We start from the raw sequence: 24015 nt of genomic DNA, 5'->3' as shown, positions 1-24015 counted from the left end.
AGGTCTCAATAATACAGCTGCCAACCCAAGCGCCATTCATGCAAAGCGTCGTCATTAAACCACTGACGGTGCCAGCGCAGCCGCAACTGTGACTGTGCGCCCGTAGCCACACCGACATGGCCTTGCAGCTCACGGCGCAAGCGCGCATCGCCTGCCAATGACGGCAACCATTGACCCTGCAGCTTGGCGGTCAGAACATCACTCTGAAACAACCAGCCAAGGCGCGCACCGGCACTCACCTGATAGCCTTTTTCCAATTGGTCATCGGCCAACAGCTCACTGTCCAGCAATCCATAAAGGCGGCCAGCAGCGAGCTCATAGGTGTAACCAAACCCATAATGCACTTGGCTGTGTAATTGCTGCTCGCGCCCTATAAAACGGCGCAAGCCAAACCCCGCTGCCCAAGACATTGGCCGCTGATAAAAACTATGCGGCGTCAGTGACACCACATCGACAACACTGAACTGGCGCAACTGTAACTCGCCATCCGACCATAACCGCCACTCATTGGCACCCATTTGGATTTGCGAGCCACGGGTATACCCCGCGGGTAAATCCAACAGATCATGATAAGACGGTCGCCAGTGCAGCTCTGCAAAACCGGTTTGCTGATGCCCAGCCATGGCACTCAGGCGTTGTGTTAAATGGCCTTGATCATCACGTACTGCAGGTTGCATGGGCGGTTGAAACGGGCTGCCTTCTTGACGACGCGCCCGCGCTGACAACAACGCGAGAGTACGTTGGCGCATGCGTGGGTTGCCCTGCTTCTTTTTTATCGCCAAGTAGCGCGCGTACAAGTGTGACAACTCCAACGCCTGCACTTGTTGCACGGCGGTTAGCGGCTGCAGCAGTGTTTCAATGTCCGCTTCACTGACCACGAGCTGACGTGACACCTGACGCACCTGCGGCGTCGCCTGCTGGCCCGCCGACTCCAATTGCGACGCCGCCGAGGGCCGATAATGCGCCTCCCCCACCAATCCTTGTTGCTGCATGACACGAATGGTATCGATAGGTATGGCGGTCAAAAAAAACTCGTTCGCCAAATCGGCACGCTCGCTGGCGGCGTCGATTAAGGCCAATAAGCGATATGAGCAATTTTCATCAAAAAAGAAGTAGTCAAACTCAGTGCCGCGCACTTCCCAGATATGGCGTACAAACTGGTCGACCTCGGCCGGCGTTAGGGTGAGCTGGTATTCCCAGATGTCACGGTATTCCATGTGCTGATATTCATTGGTTTTGGCGTAATAAGGCAGCACTGACACTACGCCAGGGTAGCCGCCAGCCAACCCTTTGTAGGTGTACACCAGCTCGTTGTCCGCAGGGTCGGCATTGGCAGCAAAGTTCACACTGTACGCCAACAACTCGCTACTGGTTGCATCCTCACGATCCAAACGCAGCAAGGTATGGCCAAACATAGAGGCGGGGGAGTTGATATGGGCAGCAGGGAAGATCAGAGTCAGAGCGTGGGCATCTAAGCGTTGACGCCACTGTTCAAACGCTGGGCATGGCACTCGCTTAAATGAATGATTAGGCAATTGAGTGGCCAACCAATGAAAGCGAGCAGGAAACCGGCATTGAGCTGCTGCCGCTTGAGCAAGTGGCACTTTCGTAAACGCCTGCACCGTTGCCGTTAGCTCCGCTAGCGCATCGTACTTGCCATGTGGATGCAAGAAGAATGCGTCCGAGTCGTTCTGACTGTACACCTCACCGTTCCAATGACGGCGGTAGTGCAGCAGGTGTAGCCATTGGCGATCACCTGCCAGCCGCTGAAGTTCAGCTTTTGCTTGGGCTTGCGCCCCGAGCTCAGCCTGCACACAACACGGTAGCGCCAACAGCATAAAGCACAGCGCTCGGCGCAGTGACGGCATGCAAAACTCCTTTTTTTATCGATAGCCAGGCATAAAAAAACGCGCCAGCGGCGCGTTTCGCGTTGCATGACGTTGCTTAACCCAAGTATTTTTGCAACTGCGCATTATTGGCCATTGCAGCAGTCAATGCCTGATGCGCCGTACCTGAGGTTGCCTCAGCGTGGAACATTTTGTCAAAGTTGGCTTGTACCGTACGGTTGAAAGCAGCCGTGTCTTGCGCCTGAACCCCCATCAACTCTGCCAATGCCGCCAAGGTCTCGCCCTCACCTTTGGCGGCATCCATCGCCAGCTGGTCCATATTGTCGTCCATAAACAGCTGCGACATCTGCAGTGGGCCACCTGCGCTCTTACAGTTCAACAAGCCAGACGTCATGCTCGACGTATTAAAAGAGCTGCCATTGGTCGTGGCCGCCAGCACATGCTCAGGCCAAGCGCTGGCATCTGGGAACACGATCGCCGTTCCGACACCACAGCCGGCTGGGCCACCATTATCGGCCATTGCCAAAGGCGCCACCGCCACAAATACTGCACCTGCAATCAGTTGTTTCATAGTTTCATCCTTTCCTAGTGGTTGCACTCAGCTGAGCTGATGTGATTTCAACCTAGTTGCAGATCATCCATCTGTCCAAAAAGCTATTCACACAGCCGCCTGACACGCCCAAACGCGACCCAGTCATGTGAAACTGATACCATTCACGCTTGTTACGTTTGACACAGCAGTCACCTGCCATGAGTAAGCACCCCGAATCATCGGCGGTTTTTTCCGTCAGCCAACTCAACGACCGCGCCCGCCAATTACTTGAAGTTTCTTTTGCACAAGTACGGGTCGAAGGTGAAATATCTGGACTGTCACGGCCCAGTTCCGGGCACTGGTACTTCACTTTAAAAGATGATCAGGCCCAGGTGCGTTGCGCTATGTTTCGCTCGCGCACGGCACAGCTGAAGTTTCAGCCCAGTAACGGCGACATGATTGAGCTGCGCGCGCGAGTGAGCCTTTATGCCCCGCGCGGCGACTACCAATTAATTGTCGATAGCATGAAACCCGCCGGTGAAGGCGCGTTATTACAGGCCTATGAAGCACTGAAGAAAAAGCTTTTGACAGAGGGCTTATTTGACGCCAGCCGCAAGCGTCCGTTGCCGGCGATTAAACGCATCGCGGTGATCACCTCTCCCAGCGGTGCCGCCATTCACGATATTTTGACCGTATTGCGACGCCGCGACCCTGGCCTTGAGGTGGACATTTACCCCACCCTGGTACAAGGCAAGGCTGCCGCGCCTGGCATCATCGCCGCCTTGCAGCGCGCCAATCGTGACCAACGAGCGGACGTCATCATCCTTGGCCGCGGCGGTGGCTCATTGGAGGATTTATGGTGCTTTAACGACGAAGGCGTTGCCCGCGCCATTGCCGCCTCCCATTTACCCGTAGTCAGCGCCATCGGCCATGAAGTAGACACCACCATCGCCGATTTAGTCGCGGACCTGCGGGCGCCGACGCCCTCTGCTGCTGCCGAGCTGCTTTCCAGTGACCGCAGCCAGCTGCGCCAGCGGCTGGTGAATTTGGCTCAGCGCCTATGGAACAACCAGCAGCGCCGTTTGAGCGATTACCGACAGCAACTCAATCAATGGCAGCAGCGCTTGCGCAGCCCACAGCAAGCTCTGCGTGATCGCTACCAACAGCTGGATCAGCTGGAAATGCGCCTGCAACGCAGCTGGCAATGGCAGCAACAGCAGCGTCAACAACGACTGCAAACACAGTCGCAGGCATTGCAGCACTGCCATCCCCAACGCGCCATTGCTCAACAGCAGCAACAACTGCAAGATTGGCAACAACGCCTGCAGCGCGCCATCGACACGCAACTGCAGCAGCGGCAAGAAAAACTGGCCCACCAAGCCCATGTGCTCAACACCCTCAGCCCGCTGCAGGTATTAACGCGCGGCTATTCCATCACTCAAAGTGAGGGCGGCGAAGTGCTGCAAGACGCCAACCAAGTTGCGGTTGGTCAGCGGGTCGTTAGCCGTTTACAACAGGGTCGTTTGGTATGTGATGTGGTTGAAATCGAAGGGGAGACAGGCGCATGAAGGCCGCTTTATTACTGCTGTTACTGGGGAGTTTTGCAGGCGCTCACGCCCTACCCGAGCACGCCCCCATCCCCGGTGGCATCTGGCGTCTGGAGCTTGGCCACTCAAATGAGCCGCCCAAGGTGACCTTTGACGATCGCCCGATACTGACTCTGCACACTGAACAGGGCTGGCAAGCCGTGATTGGCATACCCCTTACGCACAGCAACAGCATTGAGGTTATGGTCAATGGCGAGCCACGCCAGTTAGCGCTTGAGCCACACGCTTATGCTGAGCAACGGTTAACGGTCAAGCGCAAGCATGTAAACCCATCGCAGCCAGCCCTAGAGCGCATTCGCACTGAATTTGCCCGCATGAAGCCGATCTACCGCAGCTTCGGCGCATCCGCTCGTGCCGATTGGCCCACATTTCAATGGCCCTTGCACGGGCCGGTCAGCTCGCCCTTTGGCCTTAGGCGCTTTTTTAATGAGCAACCGCGCAAACCGCACAGCGGCATCGACATTGCCGCGCCCACCGGCACGCCCATCGTTGCCCCCGCAAAGGGTACCGTGGTGTTGACGGGGGATTTTTATTTCAACGGCAACAGCGTGTTTATCGACCATGGCCATGGTTTAGTCAGCATGCTGTGCCATATGAGCCGCATTGACGTACAAGAAGGCGAGGTCATCAAAGCCGGCCAGCCCATCGGTGCTGTCGGTGCGACTGGGCGCGTAACTGGGCCACACCTGCATTGGACGGTCAGCCTCAATGATGCGCGCATCGATCCGCGCTTAGTGGTGCAACAGCCACTTAACCCCAAAGCCGCGGAGCCCTCGCCATGAAGCACCCTGCCAGCACCCACACCTTGCCCGCCACAGGCTCAGGCTGTGGCCTGCGCCCAGACCCAGAGGCACTCAGCGATGACGTTGGCTTTGATTTTAGCGCTGCCAAAGCGCTGAAGCCCGCCACCACAGATGGACGGCAGCAACAAAAATCAACCAACAACTCAGCATGCCCTGCCTATACTGAGCGATGACATTTTCCGCTGACTTGGTGCTATGAAAAAGAAAGTATCCGTCGATCAGCTCCGCCCTGGCATGTATGTGGCGGACTTGAACTGCGACTGGATCCCCCACCACAACTACCAAAAAGAAGGCCGCATCCCAGATGAAGCGACCATTGCCGGTATTCGTAAGCGTGGCATTACCGAAGTCTATATCGACCCAGAGCGCGGCTTGGACGTTGACGGTATTCCAGAAACTGAAGTGGACCGTGACAACCAAAGCGCACTGGAAGTCGCAGCGGAGTTAAAGCCCGACCAGAGCGCTCGCGTCAGCACCCAACAAGAGCTACACAAAGCGAGCAAGTTACATGACGAAGCACTCGGCTTGGTCAGCAATGTGCTGCAAGATGTCAAGTTAGGCCGCCCCCTAGAACTGGATGCCTTTGATGAGCTATCCGGTGGCATGGTCGATTCCGTTTTACGCAACCACAATGCCTTAGCCTGCCTAGGGCGCATCCGCCAAAAAGACAATTACCTACTGGAGCACTCGGTCAACCTAGCGGTATTGATGGGGATTTTTGGCCGCTCGCTCAACATGGACCGTGACACCATGCAACAGGCCGTGCTCGGCGCCATGCTGCACGACATCGGCAAAGTCATGATTCCTGACGATGTGCTGCACAAACCCGGTAAATTAACCGAGGATGAGTTTGCCGTAATGCGCCAGCACGTGGTGCACAGCCGGGAACTGCTCAAGCAAACCCAGGGCATCTCTGAACTGACCATTTTAGTGGCGGCCCAGCATCATGAGCGTATTGATGGCAGCGGCTACCCAGATGGCTTACACGGTTGCGATATCTGCCGCGAAGGTAAAATGTGCGCCATCGCCGATGTGTACGATGCCATCACCGCAGACCGCGTGTATCACAAAGGCTTGCCGCCCACGGCAGCGATGAAAAAACTGTTGGAATGGAGCGGCACCCACCTAGAAGAGCACCTAGTACACCGATTTATTCGCTCGATGGGCATTTATCCCGTCGGCTCTCTGGTAAAACTGCGCAGCGGTCGCTTAGGTGTGGTGGTCGAAGCTGGCGAAAAAGATCAGCGCACCCCCATTGTTAAAGTCATTTATCACGCCACTAAGCGTCAATACTTACCGGTGGAGCTGTTAGATCTGAGCAAACCCAGCAATCAAGATGAAATCGTGCAAGCAGTAGACCCAGAGCGCTACAACATCCGGCTCAATGATTTTATGGTATAAAAAAACCGCTATGGCCTCAGCCACAGCGGTTTTTTAAGGCCTTAAACCAGGCCTTAGGGGCCTCTTAAAACCTCAGAGGCGAAGTCATAATGAGAAAAAGGGGTTAAAGATTGCCCTTGGACCAAGTTGTCCCCTCTGGACTATCACGCAGCACAATGCCAGCATTCGCTAACTCGTCACGCACCTGATCGGCGGTGGCGAAGTCTTTATTGGCTTTGGCATCGGCACGTTTTTGGATCATATCCTCAACCCAAGCCGCATCCACATCGTCACCTTGTAAAAAGGCCTGTGGATCATCTTGCAAGCAGCCGAGAATATTACCCAAGTAACGCAACTGACCGGCCAAGGCTTGCTGCTCGGCGCCTTCAGCCTTGTTCAGCTCACGCACCAACTCAAACAGCACGGCAATGGCTTCGGCAGTATTAAAGTCGTCATCCATCGCCGCATAAAATTGCTTTGAAAAATGATTGTCCAAGTTTGCCGCCGGCGCATCGGCGCATTGTGCCAAGGCGTTATAAAAGCGCTCTAGTTTTTGCTGCGCGTCTTTTAGGCTGTCTTCGCTGTAGTTAATTGGGCTGCGATAGTGGCTTGCCAATAATAAAAAACGCACCACTTCCGCCGGATATTTATCCAGAATCTCGCGAATGGTAAAAAAGTTACCCAATGATTTGGACATTTTTTCACCGTCGACGCGCACGGCACCGGCGTGCATCCAAGTATTGGCATAGCGCTCACCGGTCGCCGCTTCGGATTGGGCAATTTCGTTTTCATGGTGCGGGAATTTCAAATCTGGCCCACCGCCGTGAATATCGAAATTGTTGCCCAAGCAGCAGGTCGACATGGCCGAGCACTCAATGTGCCAACCTGGGCGACCAATGCCCCAAGGCGAATCCCAGTGCGGCTCATCGGCCTTGGCCGATTTCCACAATACGAAATCCAACGGATCGCGTTTTTGCTCATCAACATCCACGCGTGAGCCGGCTTCTAACTCATCCAGAATTTTGCCCGACAGCTGGCCGTAGCCTTCGAACTTGCGCACGGAATAATACACATCGCCATTGTCTGCCGCATAGGCGAAATCACGCTCGATCAGTGCTTCGATCATGGTAATGATATCGCCCATGTGCGCGGTCGCGCGCGGCTCAGCGTTGGGCGGCAAAATACCCAAGCGCTCAGCGTCTGTGTTCATTTCGGCAATAAACCGCTCGGTTAACGCATCAAAGGCTTCGCCGTTTTCGTTGGCACGCTGAATGATTTTGTCGTCGATATCGGTGATGTTGCGAATGTAATTCACCTCATAACCGCGATGACGCAAATAACGCGCAATGACATCAAAGGCCAACATCACCCGGGCATGGCCCAGGTGACAGTAGTCATACACCGTCATGCCACAGACATACATACCCACTTTGCCAGCCACCAGCGGCTTAAATGCCTCTTTTTGTCGGGTCAGGCTGTTGTAGATAGTCAGTGACATGCATTACTCCTTTTCGGGGGTTGGTTGTGACAAGGATTTGTCCTCACGCAAACCAATGGTGAGATTAAACACGGGTTTTTCCGTGCTGTGATCAAAGCGATCCGCCACAAAATAGCCTTCTCGCTCGAACTGATAAACTTGCTCCGCCTGCGCCTTAGCCAGCGCCGGCTCGACCCAAGCAGTGCGCACACTGAGCGAGTCTTTATTAACGTTATCCATAAAGTCGCCCTCGCCTTTATCCGGCGTAGGACTGGTAAATAAGCGCTCATACCAGCGCACTTCCGCCTCAACGGCGTGGCTGGCAGACACCCAATGCACAACGCCTTTCGGCTTGTCGCCATCAGCAGGGTCTTGGCCCAGGGTATTTTCAATTAACTTGGCACGCACCAAGGTCACGTTGCCTTGCTCGTCCTTGTCATAATCCACCGCTTCCAGCACGTAGCTGTGACGCAAGCGAATGCGCTTGCCCGGGGTGAATTTTTTCTTGAATTTTTTGCTGTATTCTTCTTTGAAATCGTCCTGGTCGATCAAAATTTCACGACTGAACGGCATTTCACGCTGACCCAGTTCCAGCTCGTGATGGTAATCCGCCTTGAGCATTTCCAGATGATCTTCCGGCAGGTTTTCAATCACCACTTTCAACGGGTTCAGCACGGCCATGGCACGCGGCGCATGTTTGTTTAAATCGTCACGCAAGGCGTGCTCCAACATCGCCACATCGACCATGCCGTCGCTGCGACTGACACCGATCATGTGGCAGAAATTGCGCACCGAGCGCGGCGTAAAACCACGGCGACGCATGCCAGAAATGGTCGGCATGCGCGGGTCGTCCCAACCGGCTACGACGGCTTCGTCTACCAAGCGCTTCAATTTGCGCTTAGACGTCACTGTGTAATTCAGGTTTAAACGACCAAATTCGTACTGACGCGGTTTCGCAGGCACGGGCAGGTTGTCGATAAACCACTCATATAAAGGACGGTGATCTTCAAATTCCAGCGTGCACACAGAATGCGTAATGCCTTCCAATGCATCGGACTGACCGTGAGTAAAATCGTAGGTCGGGTAAATGCACCATTTATCGCCGGTTTGGTGATGATGAATGCGGCGAATGCGATACAAAATCGGATCACGCAGGTTCATATTGCCCGACGCCATGTCGATTTTGGCACGTAGCACATGCTCACCGTCATTAAACTCGCCTGCACGCATGCGCGCGAACATATCGAGGTTCTCTTCAATGCTGCGCTCACGGAATGGGCTCGGCTTGCCCGGGCGATTAAAATCCCCCTTATATTCTTCCGCTTGCTCGGCGGTCAGGCTGCACACATAAGCTTTGCCGGCTTTGATCAGCTCGACGGCGTAATCATACAGAGTGTCGAAGTAATCCGACGAGTAGCGCACGTCGCCAACCCACTCAAAGCCGAGCCAGCGCACATCGTCCTGAATGGCATCGATGTACTCCTGGCTTTCTTTTTCTGGGTTGGTGTCGTCAAAGCGTAAAAAACAGTCACCGCCAAACTGCTGTGCCAAACCAAAGTTGAGACAAATGGATTTAGCGTGGCCAACGTGTAAGTAGCCATTTGGCTCGGGTGGGAAACGCGTTACCACCTTGCTGATTTTGCCACTGGCGAGGTCTTCCTCGACGATCTTAGCGACAAAATTATTACTGGTTGCTGCGGTGTCAGTCATAGTATCCGTCTTAATCTGGGTTTCTGTCCCGGCGCTGCGGGAGCGGCAAAAAGACGCTATTATACGCCCTCCCCCAGCCTGGGGGATACCGCATTTCAACTGGAGAAGCCTGTTATGATTCGTTTGCAGACCAATTTTGGCGACATTACCCTGGAACTTGACCACGAGAAGGCGCCGAAAACGGCCGCGAACTTCGAAAGCTACGTCCGCGATGGCTTTTACGACGGTGTGATTTTTCACCGTGTGATCGATGGTTTTATGGTGCAAGGTGGCGGCATGGAGCCTGGCATGAAGCAAAAAGAAACCAAAGCACCGATCGAAAACGAAGCCGATAATGGCCTCACCAACGACGTTGGCACCATCGCCATGGCACGCACCATGGACCCGCACTCTGCCAGCGCGCAGTTTTTCATCAACGTGGCTGACAATGCTTTCTTAAACCACACCGGCAAAGACATGCAAGGTTGGGGCTACTGCGTATTTGGTAAGGTGACCGACGGCATGGACGTGGTGAACCGCATCAAAGCCGTGAAAACCACCATGGTTGCCGGCCACCAAGACGTGCCCGTGGAAGATGTGATCATCGAAAAAGCTGAAATCATCGACTAATGACGCACTACTTCATCTCAGATCTCCATTTAGAGGCCGGCCGGCCGGCGATGACGGACGGTTTTCTTGACTTCCTGCAGCGCCTGCGCAGCGGTGATGCGCTGTACATATTGGGGGATTTTTTTGAGGTATGGATGGGCGACGATTACAGCGACGCCCTGACGCAAACCGTTATAGGTGAACTGCGCCAGCGCACCGAGCAAGGCGTGCAGCTTTTTTTGATGCACGGCAACCGCGACTTTTTGCTCGGCGAGGCATTTTGCCAGCAAACCGGTGGCACACTGCTGCCCGAGCCTACGGTCATTGAACTGGCCGGCCAGCCGGTATTGCTGATGCACGGCGACAGCTTATGCACCCGCGATACTGAGTACATGAAGCTGCGACAGATGCTGCGCAATCCGCAATGGCAGCAGCAGTTTTTGGCACAGTCGCTGGAGCAGCGCATCGCCTTTGCCCGCCAGGTGCGCAGTGAAAGCCAAAGCGGCCAGCAAATGAAAAGTGACGACATCATGGACGTCACTCAGGATGAAGTGGATGCTGTGATGACAGCGCACGGCGTGCGCTGGCTGATTCACGGCCACACCCATCGGCCACACGTACATCACTGGCAACATCAAGGTGAGGCACGTGAACGCTGGGTGTTGGGTGACTGGTCGGATAATAACGGCTGGTGCATCGACGATGCCGACGGCGAGTTTAAACTGCGACCGTTCAGCTTCTAAAAGCGCTGGGGCTCCGGCTCCAGCGCCACTTTAAAGCGCTGCCACACATCCGTTTGCACCTGGCGCACCAAGGCTTCGATATCGCCCAGGCTGGCACCGCCATAATTCACCAGCACCAATGCCTGCTGACGGTGCATCCCCACCTTACCCAGGCGTCGTCCCTTCCACCCCGCTTGCTCGATCAACCAACCCGCGGCAAGTTTAACGCCCCCTTGTGCCGGGTAGGTTGGCATTTGAGGCCAACGCTGCTGTAGCAGCTGTGCTTGCGGCTGCGCCACCACCGGGTTTTTAAAAAAAGAGCCGGCATTAGCAAGCTCGGCCGGGTCTGGCAGTTTGCTGCGGCGAATGGCACAAACCGCCTCACGCAAACTGTGCGGTGTCACCTGAGCGCCCGCGCTCCACTCAGCCAACGGCTGATAGCTTAAGTTAGGTTCAAAGCGGCGAGATAAGCGAAAGCACACCCGGGTAATGATGACATCACCACGCAGCTCACGTTTAAAGATGGAGTCGCGATAGGCAAAGCGACAGTCTTGCGCACTCCAGCGTTGCCACTGGCGCGTGCTGAGCTGTACGCCCTCAACCCAGGCCACCCACTCGGCCAGCTCAACGCCATAAGCACCGATGTTTTGAATCGGTGCAGCGCCAACCGTGCCGGGAATCAGCGCCAGGTTTTCCAGCCCATGGCCGTAGTGCGCGCTGTCGACCACCCATGAGTGCCAGTCACAGCCACCATCAACCAGTACCCAGCGATGGCACTCGGTTTCATGCACCACCTGCACTTGGCACATATCACTCTGCAGCACCAGCGCATCGACCTCAGGCGCCAACAGCACATTGCTGCCACCGCCTAATGGGCGCACAGCAACGCCTTGCTGTTGGGCCCAGCCCAACCACGACAACAGTTCAGAAGTAGACTGATAGCGACCGTAGTAGCGTGCCGTTGCAGGCAATGCCAGCGTACTGGTTAAAGAAATGTTTTGCTGCGGCGTCACAACCTGGCCTGAATATCGCGTAACAGCTCAGCACTGGCGTGCTCGATCAAATCCAACACATGATCAAAGCCTTGCTCGCCACCATAATAAGGGTCGGGCACCTCCAACTCATCGCCTGAGCCAAAGGCCTGCAAAAACAATTGCGGCTCGGCCTGACCCGCCTCGCCGCGATACCAAGAATTCAGTACCTGCAAGTTAGAGCGATCCATGGCCAGCACATAATCAAACTGGTTTAAATCTTGCGCTGTGACCTGACGCGCTCTCAGACCAGAAAGGTCATAGCCACGGCGCTTCGCCGCCTGTTGCGAGCGAGCATCCGGCGTCTTGCCAATGTGCCAATCGCCGGTGCCGGCAGAATCGACGCGAATGTGATCGCGCAAACCGGCTTGGTCGACATAATGCTGAAACACACCGTGGGCGGTGGGCGAGCGGCAAATATTCCCCAAGCACACAAACAATACAGATGTCATGGAGCAGGCTCTTGCTTCGCTTCTTTTGCCAACGCCAGTTTTTCATCTTCGGGCAAGCGCCGGGCTTCGTTTTCCAGCATCACTGGCACCTCATCACGGATCGGATACGCCAAACCATCAAAGGTACATACCAGCTCTTGCTGCTCTTTTTGATACTTCAGCTTGCCCTTGCACACTGGGCAGACCAGCATCGTCAGTAAATGTTTGTCCATGGTGTTCTCCTCAACACACTATTGTTCTGCCAGCTTCAGCAATTCGGTTTCTAACCGGTCGCGCGCTGCATCGGTGAGCACGGTGCCTACTTGCAAGTACCACATACGACGGCTGGCGAAAGGCCGTATCTTAACCCAATCCTTCTCAGTCATAACGATGGGGCTTGGGTCGCCAAACTCCAGATCAGCCGGCTTGAAGGCATGGTGGTCTGGAAACCAGTGCGAGTCGACCTGCGCACCCAGCTGCTCTAGCGTGGTTAAAAACCGTTGCGGGTTGCCAATGCCAGCCACGGCGTGGATGCGCTGGCCTTTTAAGGCTTTCGCTGAGCGCCTGGCGCCGGTAGCGGCGTTGACCAACGCCATCGGCCTCACACAAAAATCGATGCCGTTGCGCAGCTCAATATCGACCTCACGCCGGCGCCACAGCGGCTCCCGCAAAGGCCCCACCGGCAACAACCAACCGTTGCCAAAGCCGCGCTGACCGTCGATCACTAGAATTTCTCGATGCCGGCGCATGGCATAGTGCTGCAAACCATCGTCACTGAAAATAACATCCGCATGCTGCTGCGCCGCCTGCACCGCTCGGGCACGCTTTGGGTCCACCCATACTGGGCAGTTCAAGCGTTGAAACAACAGCATGGGCTCATCGCCGCACTGCTCAACCGGCGTTTCGGCACTGACCTGCAAGGGGTAAGACGGGGCTTTGCCGCCATAGCCGCGACTGACCACCGCAGGGCGCAGCCCAAGCTGGCGGGCGCGCTCGACCAACCAAGTAATCAAAGGGGTTTTGCCGGTGCCACCGACGGTCAAGTTACCGACCACCCACACCGGCACTTCCGAGTCGGACTGCCGGCGCTGCTGGCCATAACGCCGCCAGCGATAACGTACCAGCGCCCAGCTCAGCGGCTGCAGCGGCAACAAAGCGACGTTGTGCCACCAAGGCCGATACCAATTGCTGCTAATGCGCTCACTCAGCCGAGTCATGCCTCGCCTTCACTGAACTGCAAACGGTGCAGGCGCGCATAAGCGCCGTCCAGCTGCAGCAATTGACGGTGACTGCCCTGCTCGACGATGCGTCCATTTTCCACCACCACAATGCGATCGGCGTTTTCAATGGTGCTTAAGCGATGGGCAATGACCAGAGTGGTACGATTTTGCATCAGTTGCTCCAGCGCCTGCTGAATGTGACGCTCGGATTCGGTATCCAAAGCCGAGGTGGCTTCGTCCAGAATGAGCAACGGCGCGTCTTTAAGCAGTGCCCGCGCCATGGCGATGCGCTGGCGCTGGCCACCAGACAACATGCTGCCACCTTCACCCACTTGGGTGTCGTAGCCATGTTGCAGTTGCTCGATAAACTCGTGGGCACTGGCAGCCCGCGCCGCCGCTTCAATTTGTTGCTGACTGCAGCCTGCCAGCTCACCGTAAGCAATGTTATCGCGCACCGTGGTGTTAAACAGGGTGACGGACTGGCTGACAATGGCAATGTGCGAACGCAAATTAGCCAGCTGATAATCGTCAACCGCATGACCATCGAGCAAAATCTCACCGCCATTGTGCTGATAAAAGCGCGGAATCAAGTTGACCAGCGTACTTTTGCCACTGCCCGAAGGCCCGACCAAGGCGATGGTTTCGCCAGCCTTCACATGCAAATCAATCTGGCTTAAGGCGTCCTGCTCACTGCCTGGGTAGCGAAAACTGACCTGCTTAAACTGCAACTCGCCCGCGACTTTGGCCGGCGCATGATCGCCACCGGCGGGTTCTGGCTCGGCGTCAAGCACGGCAAAAATCGACTGTGCTGCGGCAATGCCTTTTTGCACAATCGAGTTGATGTCGGTCAGCGCTCGAATCGGCTTGGCGATGAGCGAAGCGGCCGTCATAAACTGCAAAAACTCGGCCCCACTCATGGTGCCACTGGCGACGCGCTGAAACATCAAATACACCATCACGCCGAGGCCCAGGGCAACAATCTGCTGATTAAGCGGCACATTAATGGCGTTGGTGAGGGCAAATTTCAGCGTCTGTTTTTGGTTATAGCGACTGGCGGCCTCAAAGCGTTCGCGCTCGTACTGCTCACCGCCAAAAGTGCGGACTTCGCGGTAGCCGCTGACGCTTTCGTTGGTCACCTGAGTGACTTCACCCATGGAGTTTTGAATGCGACGGCTGTAGCGACGAAAAAAGCGACTGGCCAGCGATACCACCACGCCAATAATCGGTACCAAGGCTAAAAAAATCAGCGTCAAACTGGCATCTAGCCACACCAGATAAGCCATCAGGCCGACCACGGTCAGGCCTTCCTGCACCAAGGTGGTAATGGCGCGCGTCGAAGCACCGGTTACTTGCTCAACGTCGAAAATCACCCGAGAGATCAAACGCCCGGAGGATTCACCATCGTAAAAATGGCTGGGCAAGCGCACCATTTGAGCAAACAAATGGCTGCGCAAGTTGTGCACCACGCCTCGGGCCACCACCACGACAAAGTATTTGCCCAGAAAGGTGCCTATACCGCGGTAAAAGAAAACGCCGACCAGCAGCATCACCAACAGCTCGACATTTTCTGGGTGCGGCAAACGCAGGGTCTTTTCCACCAAGCCCATCAAATGGGCCAGCGCTGGCGCCGAGCTGGCATACAGGGCAAAGCCAAACACAGACACCAACAATGCCCATTTTTGTGGCCAGACGTAGCTCAATAAGCGCCGATACACCTGGCCCGTCGATAGCTCGCTCATGCGTTATTCACTGCTGCGTGGCTGACGTGTGGTAATACTCAGATTCACCAAGCCAACTTGGCCAGCGGCATCCATGGCCCGCACCACGGCTTGGTGTGGTGTATTGGCATCGGCGGTAATCACCACCGGCGCATCATCACGACCCGCCAGCGACTTTTGTAAACCGCGCTTTAATGTTTCGAGCTGCTTATTCAACAGCGCCTGGCCATTGATGCTGTAATCGCCCTGAGCGTTGATGATGATTTCAACCACGCTGTCCGGCTGATTGACCGGCTCAGCCGAGGCTTCAGGCAAATCCAGCTTGAGGTGATTTTCTTTGGTAAAGGTGGTCGACACCATAAAGAAAATCAGCAGCAGAAAAACGATGTCGATCAGTGGCGTCAAATTGACTTCCACCGGCTCCCGGTTCTGGCGCTTGAAGTTCACTGCTTGGCTCCATTGCCGTCCGCCACTTCACGATCGCCGTGCAGCACATCCACCAATTTCAGTGATTCTTGCTCCATAAACACCACCAGCTCATCCACGCGACGCTGCAAAATACGGTGACAAATCAACGCCGGGATCGCCACCACCAAGCCAGCGGCCGTGGTAATCAGGGCTTCCGAAATGCCACCGGCTAACACATTGGCTTGGCCAGTGCCGGCGACCATGATTTCCGCAAAGACCTTAATCATACCGATCACAGTACCCAACAGGCCCATCAACGGCGCGACGGCTGCCACTGTGCCCAGAGCATTGAGGTAGCGCTCCATTTCATGAATTTCATGGGAGGCCACTTCTTCGATGCTTTCTTTCATGATTTGGCGGCCATGACGCGAGTTCATCAGACCCGCTGCCAACACGCGACCCAACGAGCTGGACTCACGCAGCTCTTTCATGCGCTGGGCATCGAGCTGCTTGTTCTTCATCCACCCCCAGACTTTGGCCAGCAAATCCGCCGGCGCCACCTGCGAGGGCCGCAGCGTCCAAAAACGCTCGACCGTGATGGCCAGGGCCAGGATTGAGGCAATAATGATGGGGACCATCATCCAACCACCGTTTTGGATGATTTCTAGCATATTCCGTTACTCCAACGCTGCGTCAGACAAGTTAAAAACGGGCGCTACTCTAGCACAAGCCCCGACATGGCATAAGGTCTCGCTGACGATGAAAAGTGTCGACAAATCAACGGTTTTGCCAAATTCTTAGCGACCGCTGACGCAGTGCTTGCCACTCGCCTGCGGGCGTAATCGCCAAACCGCCTTGCAGGTCCGTGCGCCACACTCGCACCCCTCGCTGTGCCAACCGCGCCAGCACCTCAGCATGTGGATGCGCAAAGGGGTTATTCCAGCCGGCACTGATCAGGGCAAAGTCAGGGTCAACCGTTGCCAGCCAGACAGCAGAAGAGCTGCTGCGGCTGCCATGATGCCCGACCACCAAGCCATCTGAGCGTAGCTGCTCGCCATAATACTGCACCAATGCTTGCTCGACACTGTGTTCAATATCACCTGGCAGCAACAGCGTCAGATCGTGCCAGCGCAACTGCATCACGCAAGAATGGTTATTGTCATTCGTGCGAAGGTGAGCCGGTACAGCAAAAAAGCGATAAAACAGCTGAGGGCCACTCACGAACCAAGGCGACACGCCCTGCGCATGACAAGAGTCCATGCCTTCTTCTGGCTGCCCAGCCCAGATACGCTGAGGTCGATACCAATGGCGCAAGCCCTCAAAGCCGCCGGCGTGATCATTATCAGAATGGCTCAGCACCAAGGTTGCCAGTTGCTGCACACCCAACTGTCGCAAGCTCGGCGCTACCACCGCCTCACCCATATTAAAGCGCGGCGACCAACGCGCACCGACGTCATACACCAGCGCTTGCTCACCACTGGCTACCAGCGCCAAGCCCTGACCGACGTCCAACAAGCGCAGTTCGTGCTTCGCCGGCGATGGCAGCAGCCACCAGCTGAGCAACAGCCAAGTGCCAACCGTGGCCAGCAGCGCCGGCAAACCACGCCATAACAGCCAACCCCAGCCCCACCACAGCAGCCAGCCCCAGGCAGGCAACATAGAAATACTGGCTGGCGCTATGTCTTTAACACTGCGCAACCACGTGCACAGCCCATCAATGAGCAGCAGCAAGCCCGCATCCAACCACCAAATCAGTGCGCCATCGGCCCCCGCCAACGCCACCAGCGCCCGCAGTAGAAGCCCCGGCAGCAGCAGTAACGACACCAGCGGCACGGCCAGCGCATTGGCCAACAGATGCGCCACACTGAGCGGCTGCAACCAAGCCATCAATAAAGGTGCCAGCGCCCACCAGGCAATCCACTGCGGCCACCACAGCCATTGCACTGGGCCGGTTTTGCGCCCAGACAACAACATCATCAGCGCCGCCACCACCAGCAATGACATGGCAAACCCCGCCTGCTGATGGGCCAGAGGATTGGCCAGCAGCAACAGCACGGCCGCCCAACACACCAGCAGTAAGGGCTGCCAGCGACGTTGGCTCAGCGCCCAAACCGCCGTTAATACCACCATCAAGGACGCCCGCCATACGGCAATGCCGTTCGACGCTAGCCACAGATAGGCCCCTACCACAGAGACGGCCACTGCGACTCGCGGCCACATTAACGGCAGCGACCTGACCTTGAGTTGCACGCTGGCAGGCTGTCGCAGGGCCAACAGCCGTGCCAGCAGCGCTGCCAATGACCAGCCCGCCAAGGCCACCAACCCCAAGTGCAAGCCACTGACGACAAACAAATGTACCGTGCCCGTCGCCTGCCCGAGACGCCACCAATGCGAGTCCAGCGCAGCACTGTCAGCAAACACCAAGGCATTCAACCAAGGCCTGAGGTCAACGGGCAGTTGCGCACTCCAATAACGGCGTAGGCGCTCACGCAGCGGCAGCTGGCCAGGCCTTAAGGCTTCAATGCTGCGAATATAGCCGCCAGCGTCAATGCCCTTGGCAAGCATCCAGGTTTCGTAGTCAAAGGCCAAGCCGTTCGCCAAATTGCGCGGCGCCCTTAATTTGACGGTTGCCTCTAGCCGGTCACCGACCTGCAAGGAATGATCGCCATAATAACTGGCGCGAATGCGCCGAAGCTCAGGGCTTTGATTGTTATCGCCTGGCAATACGGTTAGCACCATGCGCTGTGAGCGCTGGGCTGAGCGGTGTTGCTCGACGATGAGAGAGAGCTGGCGCTGCTGCTGATCCTGGTTCAAGGGCAAGCGATGCTGCAGCCCTTCGTCGACGTGCCACTGCGCCCAAGCCGCGGCCATAGTCATAACAACGATCAGCGGCGCAGCCACACGGCAGCGGTTGCCCAACAGCCGGAATAGCAAGGCCAGCAGTAGCAAGGCTGGCAATAGCCAAGCAGCCATGATCGAGCTGCCCATGATAAAGCCGAGCAGCAACGCCAGTGGTAAACCACGATAAAACCAGCAAGATAAGGTTTGAATTGACTGCAACACCGCGCCATCCTTGGCTTTTGCCGTGCATTGGAGGCATAATCCACGCGCTGTCTGAGTTAGGCGATTCTCATGCCCAAAAAATTGTTAAAAAAACTCTTCCCATCGCCTGAACAGATTCAGCAAAACGAATCATTACGCTTGCTCAAGCCCTTGTTCAGCAAGCCCAATCTTTGGCACTTAAACCGCCGCTCTGTTGCTCGCGCTTTTATGGTCGGGCTGTTTGCTGCTTTTTTGCCGCTACCATTTCAAATGGCCATTGCTGCCGCCATCGCTTTTTATGCCAACGCCAATGTGCCCATTTCTGTTGGCTTGGTGTGGATCAGCAACCCCATCACCATACCACCGTTGTTCTACTCAACTTATCGGCTGGGAGTATGGATGTTAGACGCTCCTGACCGCGGCTTCTCCATCGAGTTGTCCCTCGACTGGTTGCTAACGGAGCTGGGGCAGATATGGCAGCCTTTGTGGGTGGGGTCGCTGACGGCCGGTTTGATACTCTCAGCCTGCGGTTTCTTATTGGTGCGTGCCGCTTGGCGCTGGCACGTAATCAGCAATTGGCAGCGCCGGCGTTTAAACCGCCAGCGACTACACCAAAACGACGACTAAGCCAACGCTTACTGGCGCATTAACCGACGACAAAGACTGCACCAAAACGATGATTAGTCCAGCGCTTGTAAATGCAAATCCTTTAACTGCAAGCAGCGATCCATACGCTTAGCCAGCGCGGTGTCGTGGGTCACCAACACAAACGCTGTGTCTTGTGCTTGCGTCAGCTCTACCATGACAGCTTCAACCTGCGCGGCGGTGTTCTGGTCCAGGTTGCCCGTCGGCTCGTCCAGCAATACCAACCGCGGCCGATTAACAATGGCGCGCGCAATGGCGGTGCGCTGGCGCTCGCCGCCCGACAGCTCCGCTGGCTTGTGCTCCGCTCGCGGCGCCATGCCCATTTGCTCTAAGCATTGCAGCGCGCGCTCACGCGCCGAATGCTTATTTTGGCCCGCCAGCAGCAATGGCATCATGACATTTTCTAGTGCGGTAAATTCTGGCAATAAGTGGTGAAACTGATAAACGAAACCGATTTCACGGTTGCGCAGCTCGGTACGCGCCCCCTCGGCCAGTTGTGACAGATCTTGCCCTGCCACCAGCACTTGGCCCTGATCCTGTCGATCCAACCCGCCCAACACATTGAGCAAGGTGGTTTTACCCGAGCCCGATGCGCCAACAATGGCCACCGACTCACCCGCCGCCACGGTTAAATCCACGTCATGCCACACAGTGACGGATTGTGGCCCACTGGTGTAGACCTTCTTTAAATCGCGCGCCTGTAAAACCGGCTGCATGGTTACATCCTTTTTCAAATGGGTCGCCTCACTCATAGCGCAGCGCCTCCGCCGGATCGACTTTCGCCGCTCGATACGATGGGTACAAGGTTGCTAAAAAGCTGAGCAATAACGATGCACTGGTAATAATGGCGACGTCCTGCCACAGCAGCTGCGATGGCAAGTACGAGATAAAATACACATCGCCATTTAAAATCTGAAAGCCAAAAAACTGCTCCAGCCAGGCGATAAAATCAGAAATGGTTAATGCCGCCAAAATCCCCAACGCACTGCCCAAGGCGACGCCGACAATGCCAATGGCCAAGCCTTGCACCATAAAGATTTTCATAATGGTGCCGGGGCGAGCGCCCATGGTGCGCAAAATAGCGATGTCGGCTTGCTTATCGGTCACCACCATCACCAAGGTAGAAATAATGTTGAAGGCGGCGACGGCAACAATAATCAGCAGCAGCAGGCCAATCATGGTTTTTTCCATGCGAATGGCCTGAAATAAGTTGCCGTGGGTGCGCGTCCAATCGCTGCCACTGAACTGGCCGTCTAACTCGCCTATTAACTGCCAAATGTGCCCAGGTGCATCGAACAAATCATCAAAGCGAATGCGCAGCCCTTGCACCTTGTCGCCCATACGCGCTAGCTTGCCGGCGTCTTCGATGTTGATCACCGCCAGGCTGCTGTCTAGCTGAGCTCCCACAGAAAAGATACCGGTAACGGTTAAGCGGCGAATGCGCGGCAACACACCGGCCGGTGACAAGGTCGCTTCGGGCAGCATCAGGGTGACTTTATCGCCCACCACCACATTGAGCTGGCGTGCAACCAACTCGCCCATCACCACGCCATAACTGCCCGGCGTCAGGCTTTTTAAATCGCCGCTGATGATGTGCTGCGGCAAAATAGAGACTTTGGGCTCCTGCTCCGGATCGATGCCCGTCACCATCACCCCCTGCACACGGCCACCGTAGCCCAGCATGCCTTGTAGGCGAGTCAATGGTGCCGTCGCCTCCACGCCTGGGTGCTGCTCAATTTGCTGAGCCAGTTCTGGCCAGTCAGACATACCGCCACGCTCATAAATAACACCATGAGGCACCATGCCGAGAATGCGCTCGCGCAGTTCGCGGTCAAAGCCATTCATCACCGACAACACCAAAATCAGCACCGCTACGCCCAAGGTCATACCGACCATGGAGGAGGCTGAAATAAAAGAAATAAAGTGATTTCTGCGCTTGGCAGCCAAATAACGTAAGCCAATCCAAAATGGCAATGAGCGTTGAGCAGACATGAGTTCCCCGGAGCTGTCAGTCGCCGTCATCATGCCGCCAGCCAGGCTGGAACGCGACGGCAAAAATAGCCGGCTTTGTACAGATGCGTAATGGCGCCGGCCTGATTACAATGCGCGGCATTCTAACAGCGCGAGGCCATCATGCCAGCTTTCAATCATGCTCCTGTGCGTATGCCCGCAGAATGGGAGCCCCAAACCGCCGTGATGCTGACCTGGCCACACGCCAACAGCGATTGGGCCGAGCATTTAAACCGTGTTGAGCCGGTGTTTCACGCCATCGTGGCTGCCATCGCCAGCCAGCAAAACGTGATCATTGTGTGTGACAACAGCGAGCTGCAGGCTCGTTTGCAGAAGTGGTATCAGCACCAACCACAGGTGCAATGCCAACTGGCTGGCAGCGATGACACCTGGGCACGCGACCATGGCCCCATCAGCGTGTATCGCCATGGCCAGCTGCAACTGCAAGATTTTGTATTTAATGGCTGGGGCGGCAAGTACGCCGCCCATCAAGACAACGCCATCAGCCAACAACTGCACCAGCAAGGTGTCTTTGGTCAGGTCAACCTGACTCAGCATGCACTGGTACTCGAAGGCGGCAGCTTAGAAAGCGACGGCCAGGGCACCTTACTCACCACTGAGCAGTGTCTGCTTAACCCGAATCGCAACCCGACGCTTAACCGTGAGCAAATCGAGCAGCAATTGCGCGACGCCTTGGGCTTTGAGCGCATTCTGTGGCTGCAGCATGGCCATCTGCAAGGCGATGACACCGATGCCCATATCGACACCTTGGTGCGCTTTGCCGGCCCCGACACCTTGCTTTATTGCCAAGCCCAAGCCGATGACGAGCACTTTGCTTCGCTCAATGCCATGGAGCAGGAGCTCAAAGCACTGCGACAACGCAATGGCGAGCCCTACCGCTTACTGCCCTTGCCACTGCCCAGCCCGCAATACAGCGCTGAGGGAGACCGCCTGCCCGCCACCTACGCCAACTTTTTAATCATTAACCAAGCCGTGCTGGCGCCTATTTACGGCGTTGATGAAGACCACGCCGCCATCAGCACCTTGGCACAGGCATTTCCGCAGCACCGCATAGTGCCCATTAATTGTCGCCCGGTGATTGAGCAATATGGCTCACTGCACTGCCTCACCATGCAAATTCATACTCCGGAGGATGCCTCATGGCGCTAACCCTTGCCTTGGTGCAACAAGCATTTATCGATGACCGCCACACCACCTTAGAGCGCACTGGCCAACACATTCGCGCCGCTGCCGCCCAAGGGGCTGAGCTGGTATGCCTGCAGGAATTACACGCAGGGCCCTATTTTTGCCAGCACCAAAGCGCCGAACTGTTTGATCTGGCCGAGCCCTTGGATGGCCCAACGGCGCAGTTTTTGGGCCAGCTGGCGGCGGAGTTGAATCTGGTCATCGTCGGCTCTATTTTTGAGCGCCGCGCCAAAGGCCTGTATCACAACACCGCCCTGGTATTTGACCGCAGCACTGAGCTGGCTGGCTTTTATCGCAAGATGCACATCCCAGATGACCCAGGCTTTTATGAAAAGTACTACTTCACCCCAGGCGACGCCGACCAGCCGGGTTTTGAACCCATCGAAACCTCCGTCGGCAAGCTGGGCGTATTGGTATGCTGGGATCAGTGGTACCCAGAAGCTGCTCGACTGATGGCATTGGCCGATGCCGATGTGCTGATTTACCCCACCGCCATCGGCTGGGAGCCGCCAGAAGACGACGCCGAAAAACAGCGTCAGCGCGATGCCTGGATGCTGGTACAGCGCGGCCACGCCGTGGCCAACAATCTGCCGGTGATTGCCATTAACCGCGTCGGCCACGAAGTTGACCCCAGTGGCGTGACGGATGGCATTGATTTCTGGGGCAATAGCTTTGTTTGCGGCCCACAGGGCGAGCTACTGCTGCACGCTGAGCATCAACAAGAAACCGTGCTGATGACCGAAATCGACTTACAACGCTGTGAGCAGGTGCGCCGTATTTGGCCTTACTTGCGTGATCGGCGCGTCGACGCCTACCAGGATGTCACACGGCGCTTTCGCGATTAAGCCCTCTGAACCCTTTAAGTACAACCTACAGGCTGCGACATTGGCGTGATTCACGCTAAGCGCAGCTTGTACTGCGCGGGTACTGCTCTAGGCTTGTGCTGGGTTCACGCAGGAGCGCGCCGTTATGCTCAATCACCGTATGCACAGCCAACGTCTTGCCATCGTGCTGGTATTGACTGGCCTAAGCCCATGCAGCCAGGCCGATATCGAAGAAATTCCCGCCGAGGAGCTGACCGAAGCGTACATTCGCGACACCACAATCATCGTGCCGCATGCGCAGCCTCAATCGGCCAAGCAACCCGTGAATCTGAAGGTTTCGCCAGCGCAGCCAGGCTATAAAGCCGCTCAAACCGCCCGCGACAGCGCCGCCATAAAGCAAGGTGTGATATTGCCACCCGACATGAGCGAACAGACCCAGCAGCAATTGCTCACTACTCTGTCTCAGCAGTTCGATAACCCAGCCCTGAACCCCAACCTAGGCCTGAGCGAGCAATATTTGCGCAACGCCCTCAATCTGCAAGGCGGCGAGCCGATCAACCTAAACGAGCTGCGTTTTCCTACCAACCTGACCCCCAATCAACCGCTCACCGGCGGCTTGGGCTATATGATTACCCCTAGCCAGCTGACCATTTCGATTCCCAATAGCAATCAGTATCCAGAGCGCAGCTACACCACGCCAGGCGGAGAATACCAAGTCAATGTGACCGACCAGCGCATTGAGTTCACCCTTGATATCGGTAGTCAAACTGGGCCATAAATGCGCCATTCATGACACATTTTTTAACAAAAGCGC

General features: G+C 56.0%; 24 protein-coding genes. 10 read left to right on the top strand and 14 right to left on the bottom strand.

Annotated elements, in window-relative coordinates; all coding sequences use genetic code 11:
* Positions 1 to 5 precede the first annotated feature (5 nt).
* Both IE090_RS14500 and IE090_RS14495 read right to left on the bottom strand, forming a co-directional pair.
* Entirely contained in the window at positions 6 to 1868 is a 1863-nt protein-coding gene (locus IE090_RS14500; RefSeq protein WP_189389400.1) for an Lnb N-terminal periplasmic domain-containing protein, read from the bottom strand.
* A gap of 76 nt (positions 1869 to 1944) precedes the next feature.
* Positions 1945 to 2418 (bottom strand): DUF3015 family protein, encoded by a 474-nt coding sequence (locus IE090_RS14495; RefSeq protein WP_189389398.1) that lies wholly within the window; start codon positions 2416 to 2418, stop codon positions 1945 to 1947.
* 179 nt (positions 2419 to 2597) lie between these two features.
* Here IE090_RS14495 and xseA point away from each other — a divergent pair, with 179 nt between their 5' ends.
* The 4 genes from xseA to IE090_RS14475 are packed head-to-tail and all read left to right on the top strand — an operon-like array spanning position 2598 to position 6190.
* Positions 2598 to 3947 carry an exodeoxyribonuclease VII large subunit gene (xseA, locus tag IE090_RS14490; protein ID WP_189389396.1) on the top strand — a complete coding sequence of 450 codons (1350 nt, stop codon included), beginning with the start codon at positions 2598 to 2600 and terminating at the stop codon, positions 3945 to 3947.
* Positions 3944 to 4768: a peptidoglycan DD-metalloendopeptidase family protein gene (locus IE090_RS14485; RefSeq protein ID WP_189389394.1), complete on the top strand. Its 825-nt coding sequence runs from the start codon at positions 3944 to 3946 to the stop codon at positions 4766 to 4768. Before xseA ends, IE090_RS14485 begins: the two co-directional genes overlap by 4 nt.
* Positions 4765 to 4962, top strand: a complete 198-nt coding sequence (locus tag IE090_RS14480) for a hypothetical protein (protein WP_189389392.1) — start codon at positions 4765 to 4767, stop codon at positions 4960 to 4962. Before IE090_RS14485 ends, IE090_RS14480 begins: the two co-directional genes overlap by 4 nt.
* A gap of 22 nt (positions 4963 to 4984) precedes the next feature.
* Positions 4985 to 6190 carry an HD-GYP domain-containing protein gene (locus tag IE090_RS14475; protein ID WP_189389389.1) on the top strand — a complete coding sequence of 402 codons (1206 nt, stop codon included), beginning with the start codon at positions 4985 to 4987 and terminating at the stop codon, positions 6188 to 6190.
* A 103-nt stretch (positions 6191 to 6293) separates the two neighbouring features.
* Here the strand turns inward: IE090_RS14475 and cysS are convergent, their stop codons facing one another.
* Positions 6294 to 7667, bottom strand: a complete 1374-nt coding sequence (cysS, locus tag IE090_RS14470; RefSeq protein ID WP_189389387.1) for a cysteine--tRNA ligase — start codon at positions 7665 to 7667, stop codon at positions 6294 to 6296.
* A gap of 3 nt (positions 7668 to 7670) precedes the next feature.
* Positions 7671 to 9356, bottom strand: a complete 1686-nt coding sequence (locus IE090_RS14465; RefSeq protein ID WP_189389385.1) for a glutamine--tRNA ligase/YqeY domain fusion protein — start codon at positions 9354 to 9356, stop codon at positions 7671 to 7673.
* Between the two features lie 114 nt (positions 9357 to 9470).
* Here IE090_RS14465 and IE090_RS14460 point away from each other — a divergent pair, with 114 nt between their 5' ends.
* On the top strand, positions 9471 to 9965 hold the full coding sequence (locus tag IE090_RS14460) for a peptidylprolyl isomerase (RefSeq protein ID WP_189389383.1): 495 nt from the start codon (positions 9471 to 9473) through the stop codon (positions 9963 to 9965).
* Complete coding sequence (locus IE090_RS14455; protein WP_189389381.1) at positions 9965 to 10687, top strand: UDP-2,3-diacylglucosamine diphosphatase; 723 nt, start codon at positions 9965 to 9967, stop codon at positions 10685 to 10687. The genes IE090_RS14460 and IE090_RS14455 overlap by 1 nt, the downstream gene beginning before the upstream one ends.
* Here IE090_RS14455 and murB read toward each other — a convergent pair.
* The 8 genes from murB to IE090_RS14415 form a co-directional block, all read right to left on the bottom strand.
* The gene (murB, locus tag IE090_RS14450) at positions 10684 to 11679 is read right to left on the bottom strand and encodes a UDP-N-acetylmuramate dehydrogenase (protein ID WP_189389379.1); all 996 of its coding nucleotides are present in this window, start codon (positions 11677 to 11679) and stop codon (positions 10684 to 10686) included. The genes IE090_RS14455 and murB overlap by 4 nt on opposite strands.
* Complete coding sequence (locus tag IE090_RS14445; RefSeq protein WP_189389378.1) at positions 11676 to 12149, bottom strand: low molecular weight protein-tyrosine-phosphatase; 474 nt, start codon at positions 12147 to 12149, stop codon at positions 11676 to 11678. Before IE090_RS14445 ends, murB begins: the two co-directional genes overlap by 4 nt.
* On the bottom strand, positions 12146 to 12361 hold the full coding sequence (locus IE090_RS14440; protein WP_189389376.1) for a Trm112 family protein: 216 nt from the start codon (positions 12359 to 12361) through the stop codon (positions 12146 to 12148). Before IE090_RS14440 ends, IE090_RS14445 begins: the two co-directional genes overlap by 4 nt.
* An 18-nt stretch (positions 12362 to 12379) precedes the next feature.
* Positions 12380 to 13345: a tetraacyldisaccharide 4'-kinase gene (gene lpxK / locus IE090_RS14435; RefSeq protein ID WP_189389374.1), complete on the bottom strand. Its 966-nt coding sequence runs from the start codon at positions 13343 to 13345 to the stop codon at positions 12380 to 12382.
* Positions 13342 to 15087: a lipid A export permease/ATP-binding protein MsbA gene (gene msbA, locus IE090_RS14430; RefSeq protein ID WP_189389372.1), complete on the bottom strand. Its 1746-nt coding sequence runs from the start codon at positions 15085 to 15087 to the stop codon at positions 13342 to 13344. The genes lpxK and msbA overlap by 4 nt, the downstream gene beginning before the upstream one ends.
* Positions 15088 to 15090: 3 nt before the next feature.
* The gene (locus IE090_RS14425) at positions 15091 to 15513 is read right to left on the bottom strand and encodes an ExbD/TolR family protein (protein WP_189389370.1); all 423 of its coding nucleotides are present in this window, start codon (positions 15511 to 15513) and stop codon (positions 15091 to 15093) included.
* Complete coding sequence (locus IE090_RS14420) at positions 15510 to 16145, bottom strand: MotA/TolQ/ExbB proton channel family protein (protein ID WP_189389368.1); 636 nt, start codon at positions 16143 to 16145, stop codon at positions 15510 to 15512. Before IE090_RS14420 ends, IE090_RS14425 begins: the two co-directional genes overlap by 4 nt.
* 106 nt (positions 16146 to 16251) lie before the next feature.
* Positions 16252 to 18537, bottom strand: a complete 2286-nt coding sequence (locus IE090_RS14415; RefSeq protein ID WP_189389366.1) for a DNA internalization-related competence protein ComEC/Rec2 — start codon at positions 18535 to 18537, stop codon at positions 16252 to 16254.
* A 69-nt stretch (positions 18538 to 18606) separates the two neighbouring features.
* Here IE090_RS14415 and IE090_RS14410 point away from each other — a divergent pair, with 69 nt between their 5' ends.
* Positions 18607 to 19143, top strand: a complete 537-nt coding sequence (locus tag IE090_RS14410) for a DUF2062 domain-containing protein (RefSeq protein WP_189389364.1) — start codon at positions 18607 to 18609, stop codon at positions 19141 to 19143.
* A gap of 53 nt (positions 19144 to 19196) precedes the next feature.
* Here IE090_RS14410 and IE090_RS14405 read toward each other — a convergent pair whose 3' ends face one another.
* Together IE090_RS14405 and IE090_RS14400 are read right to left on the bottom strand one after the other, a co-directional pair.
* Positions 19197 to 19877, bottom strand: a complete 681-nt coding sequence (locus tag IE090_RS14405) for an ABC transporter ATP-binding protein (RefSeq protein ID WP_229815784.1) — start codon at positions 19875 to 19877, stop codon at positions 19197 to 19199.
* Between the two features lie 28 nt (positions 19878 to 19905).
* Complete coding sequence (locus IE090_RS14400; RefSeq protein WP_189389358.1) at positions 19906 to 21153, bottom strand: lipoprotein-releasing ABC transporter permease subunit; 1248 nt, start codon at positions 21151 to 21153, stop codon at positions 19906 to 19908.
* A gap of 141 nt (positions 21154 to 21294) precedes the next feature.
* Between IE090_RS14400 and IE090_RS14395 the strand changes: the two genes are divergently transcribed.
* From IE090_RS14395 to IE090_RS14385, 3 genes are all read left to right on the top strand, one after another.
* A complete protein-coding gene (locus IE090_RS14395) occupies positions 21295 to 22341 on the top strand; it encodes an agmatine deiminase family protein (protein WP_189389355.1) in 1047 nt (348 codons plus the stop codon).
* The gene (locus IE090_RS14390) at positions 22332 to 23222 is read left to right on the top strand and encodes a carbon-nitrogen hydrolase (protein ID WP_189389352.1); all 891 of its coding nucleotides are present in this window, start codon (positions 22332 to 22334) and stop codon (positions 23220 to 23222) included. The genes IE090_RS14395 and IE090_RS14390 overlap by 10 nt, the downstream gene beginning before the upstream one ends.
* 124 nt (positions 23223 to 23346) lie before the next feature.
* Complete coding sequence (locus tag IE090_RS14385) at positions 23347 to 23979, top strand: hypothetical protein (protein WP_189389349.1); 633 nt, start codon at positions 23347 to 23349, stop codon at positions 23977 to 23979.
* Positions 23980 to 24015: the final 36 nt, after the last annotated feature.

This window comes from Bacterioplanes sanyensis (assembly GCF_014652515.1).
GTDB lineage: Bacteria > Pseudomonadota > Gammaproteobacteria > Pseudomonadales > Oceanobacteraceae > Bacterioplanes > Bacterioplanes sanyensis.
This window is presented reverse-complemented; position numbering and strand designations above follow the sequence as displayed.

Excerpts from the sequence above, each read along its gene's own strand:
- IE090_RS14405 (WP_229815784.1), bottom strand. The coding sequence starts at position 19,877 with ATGCAGCCGGTTTTACAGGCGCGCGATTTAAAGAAGGTCTACACCAGT.
- IE090_RS14420 (WP_189389368.1), bottom strand. The coding sequence starts at position 16,145 with ATGCTAGAAATCATCCAAAACGGTGGTTGGATGATGGTCCCCATCATT.
- IE090_RS14455 (WP_189389381.1), top strand. The coding sequence starts at position 9,965 with ATGACGCACTACTTCATCTCAGATCTCCATTTAGAGGCCGGCCGGCCG.
- xseA (WP_189389396.1), top strand. The coding sequence starts at position 2,598 with ATGAGTAAGCACCCCGAATCATCGGCGGTTTTTTCCGTCAGCCAACTC.
- IE090_RS14410 (WP_189389364.1), top strand. The coding sequence starts at position 18,607 with ATGCCCAAAAAATTGTTAAAAAAACTCTTCCCATCGCCTGAACAGATT.
- IE090_RS14480 (WP_189389392.1), top strand. The coding sequence starts at position 4,765 with ATGAAGCACCCTGCCAGCACCCACACCTTGCCCGCCACAGGCTCAGGC.
- IE090_RS14500 (WP_189389400.1), bottom strand. The coding sequence starts at position 1,868 with ATGCCGTCACTGCGCCGAGCGCTGTGCTTTATGCTGTTGGCGCTACCG.
- lpxK (WP_189389374.1), bottom strand. The coding sequence starts at position 13,345 with ATGACTCGGCTGAGTGAGCGCATTAGCAGCAATTGGTATCGGCCTTGG.
- IE090_RS14445 (WP_189389378.1), bottom strand. The coding sequence starts at position 12,149 with ATGACATCTGTATTGTTTGTGTGCTTGGGGAATATTTGCCGCTCGCCC.
- IE090_RS14385 (WP_189389349.1), top strand. The coding sequence starts at position 23,347 with ATGCTCAATCACCGTATGCACAGCCAACGTCTTGCCATCGTGCTGGTA.
- IE090_RS14465 (WP_189389385.1), bottom strand. The coding sequence starts at position 9,356 with ATGACTGACACCGCAGCAACCAGTAATAATTTTGTCGCTAAGATCGTC.
- cysS (WP_189389387.1), bottom strand. The coding sequence starts at position 7,667 with ATGTCACTGACTATCTACAACAGCCTGACCCGACAAAAAGAGGCATTT.
- IE090_RS14395 (WP_189389355.1), top strand. The coding sequence starts at position 21,295 with ATGCCAGCTTTCAATCATGCTCCTGTGCGTATGCCCGCAGAATGGGAG.
- IE090_RS14495 (WP_189389398.1), bottom strand. The coding sequence starts at position 2,418 with ATGAAACAACTGATTGCAGGTGCAGTATTTGTGGCGGTGGCGCCTTTG.
- IE090_RS14475 (WP_189389389.1), top strand. The coding sequence starts at position 4,985 with ATGAAAAAGAAAGTATCCGTCGATCAGCTCCGCCCTGGCATGTATGTG.
- IE090_RS14400 (WP_189389358.1), bottom strand. The coding sequence starts at position 21,153 with ATGTCTGCTCAACGCTCATTGCCATTTTGGATTGGCTTACGTTATTTG.
- IE090_RS14485 (WP_189389394.1), top strand. The coding sequence starts at position 3,944 with ATGAAGGCCGCTTTATTACTGCTGTTACTGGGGAGTTTTGCAGGCGCT.
- IE090_RS14440 (WP_189389376.1), bottom strand. The coding sequence starts at position 12,361 with ATGGACAAACATTTACTGACGATGCTGGTCTGCCCAGTGTGCAAGGGC.
- IE090_RS14390 (WP_189389352.1), top strand. The coding sequence starts at position 22,332 with ATGGCGCTAACCCTTGCCTTGGTGCAACAAGCATTTATCGATGACCGC.
- msbA (WP_189389372.1), bottom strand. The coding sequence starts at position 15,087 with ATGAGCGAGCTATCGACGGGCCAGGTGTATCGGCGCTTATTGAGCTAC.
- IE090_RS14460 (WP_189389383.1), top strand. The coding sequence starts at position 9,471 with ATGATTCGTTTGCAGACCAATTTTGGCGACATTACCCTGGAACTTGAC.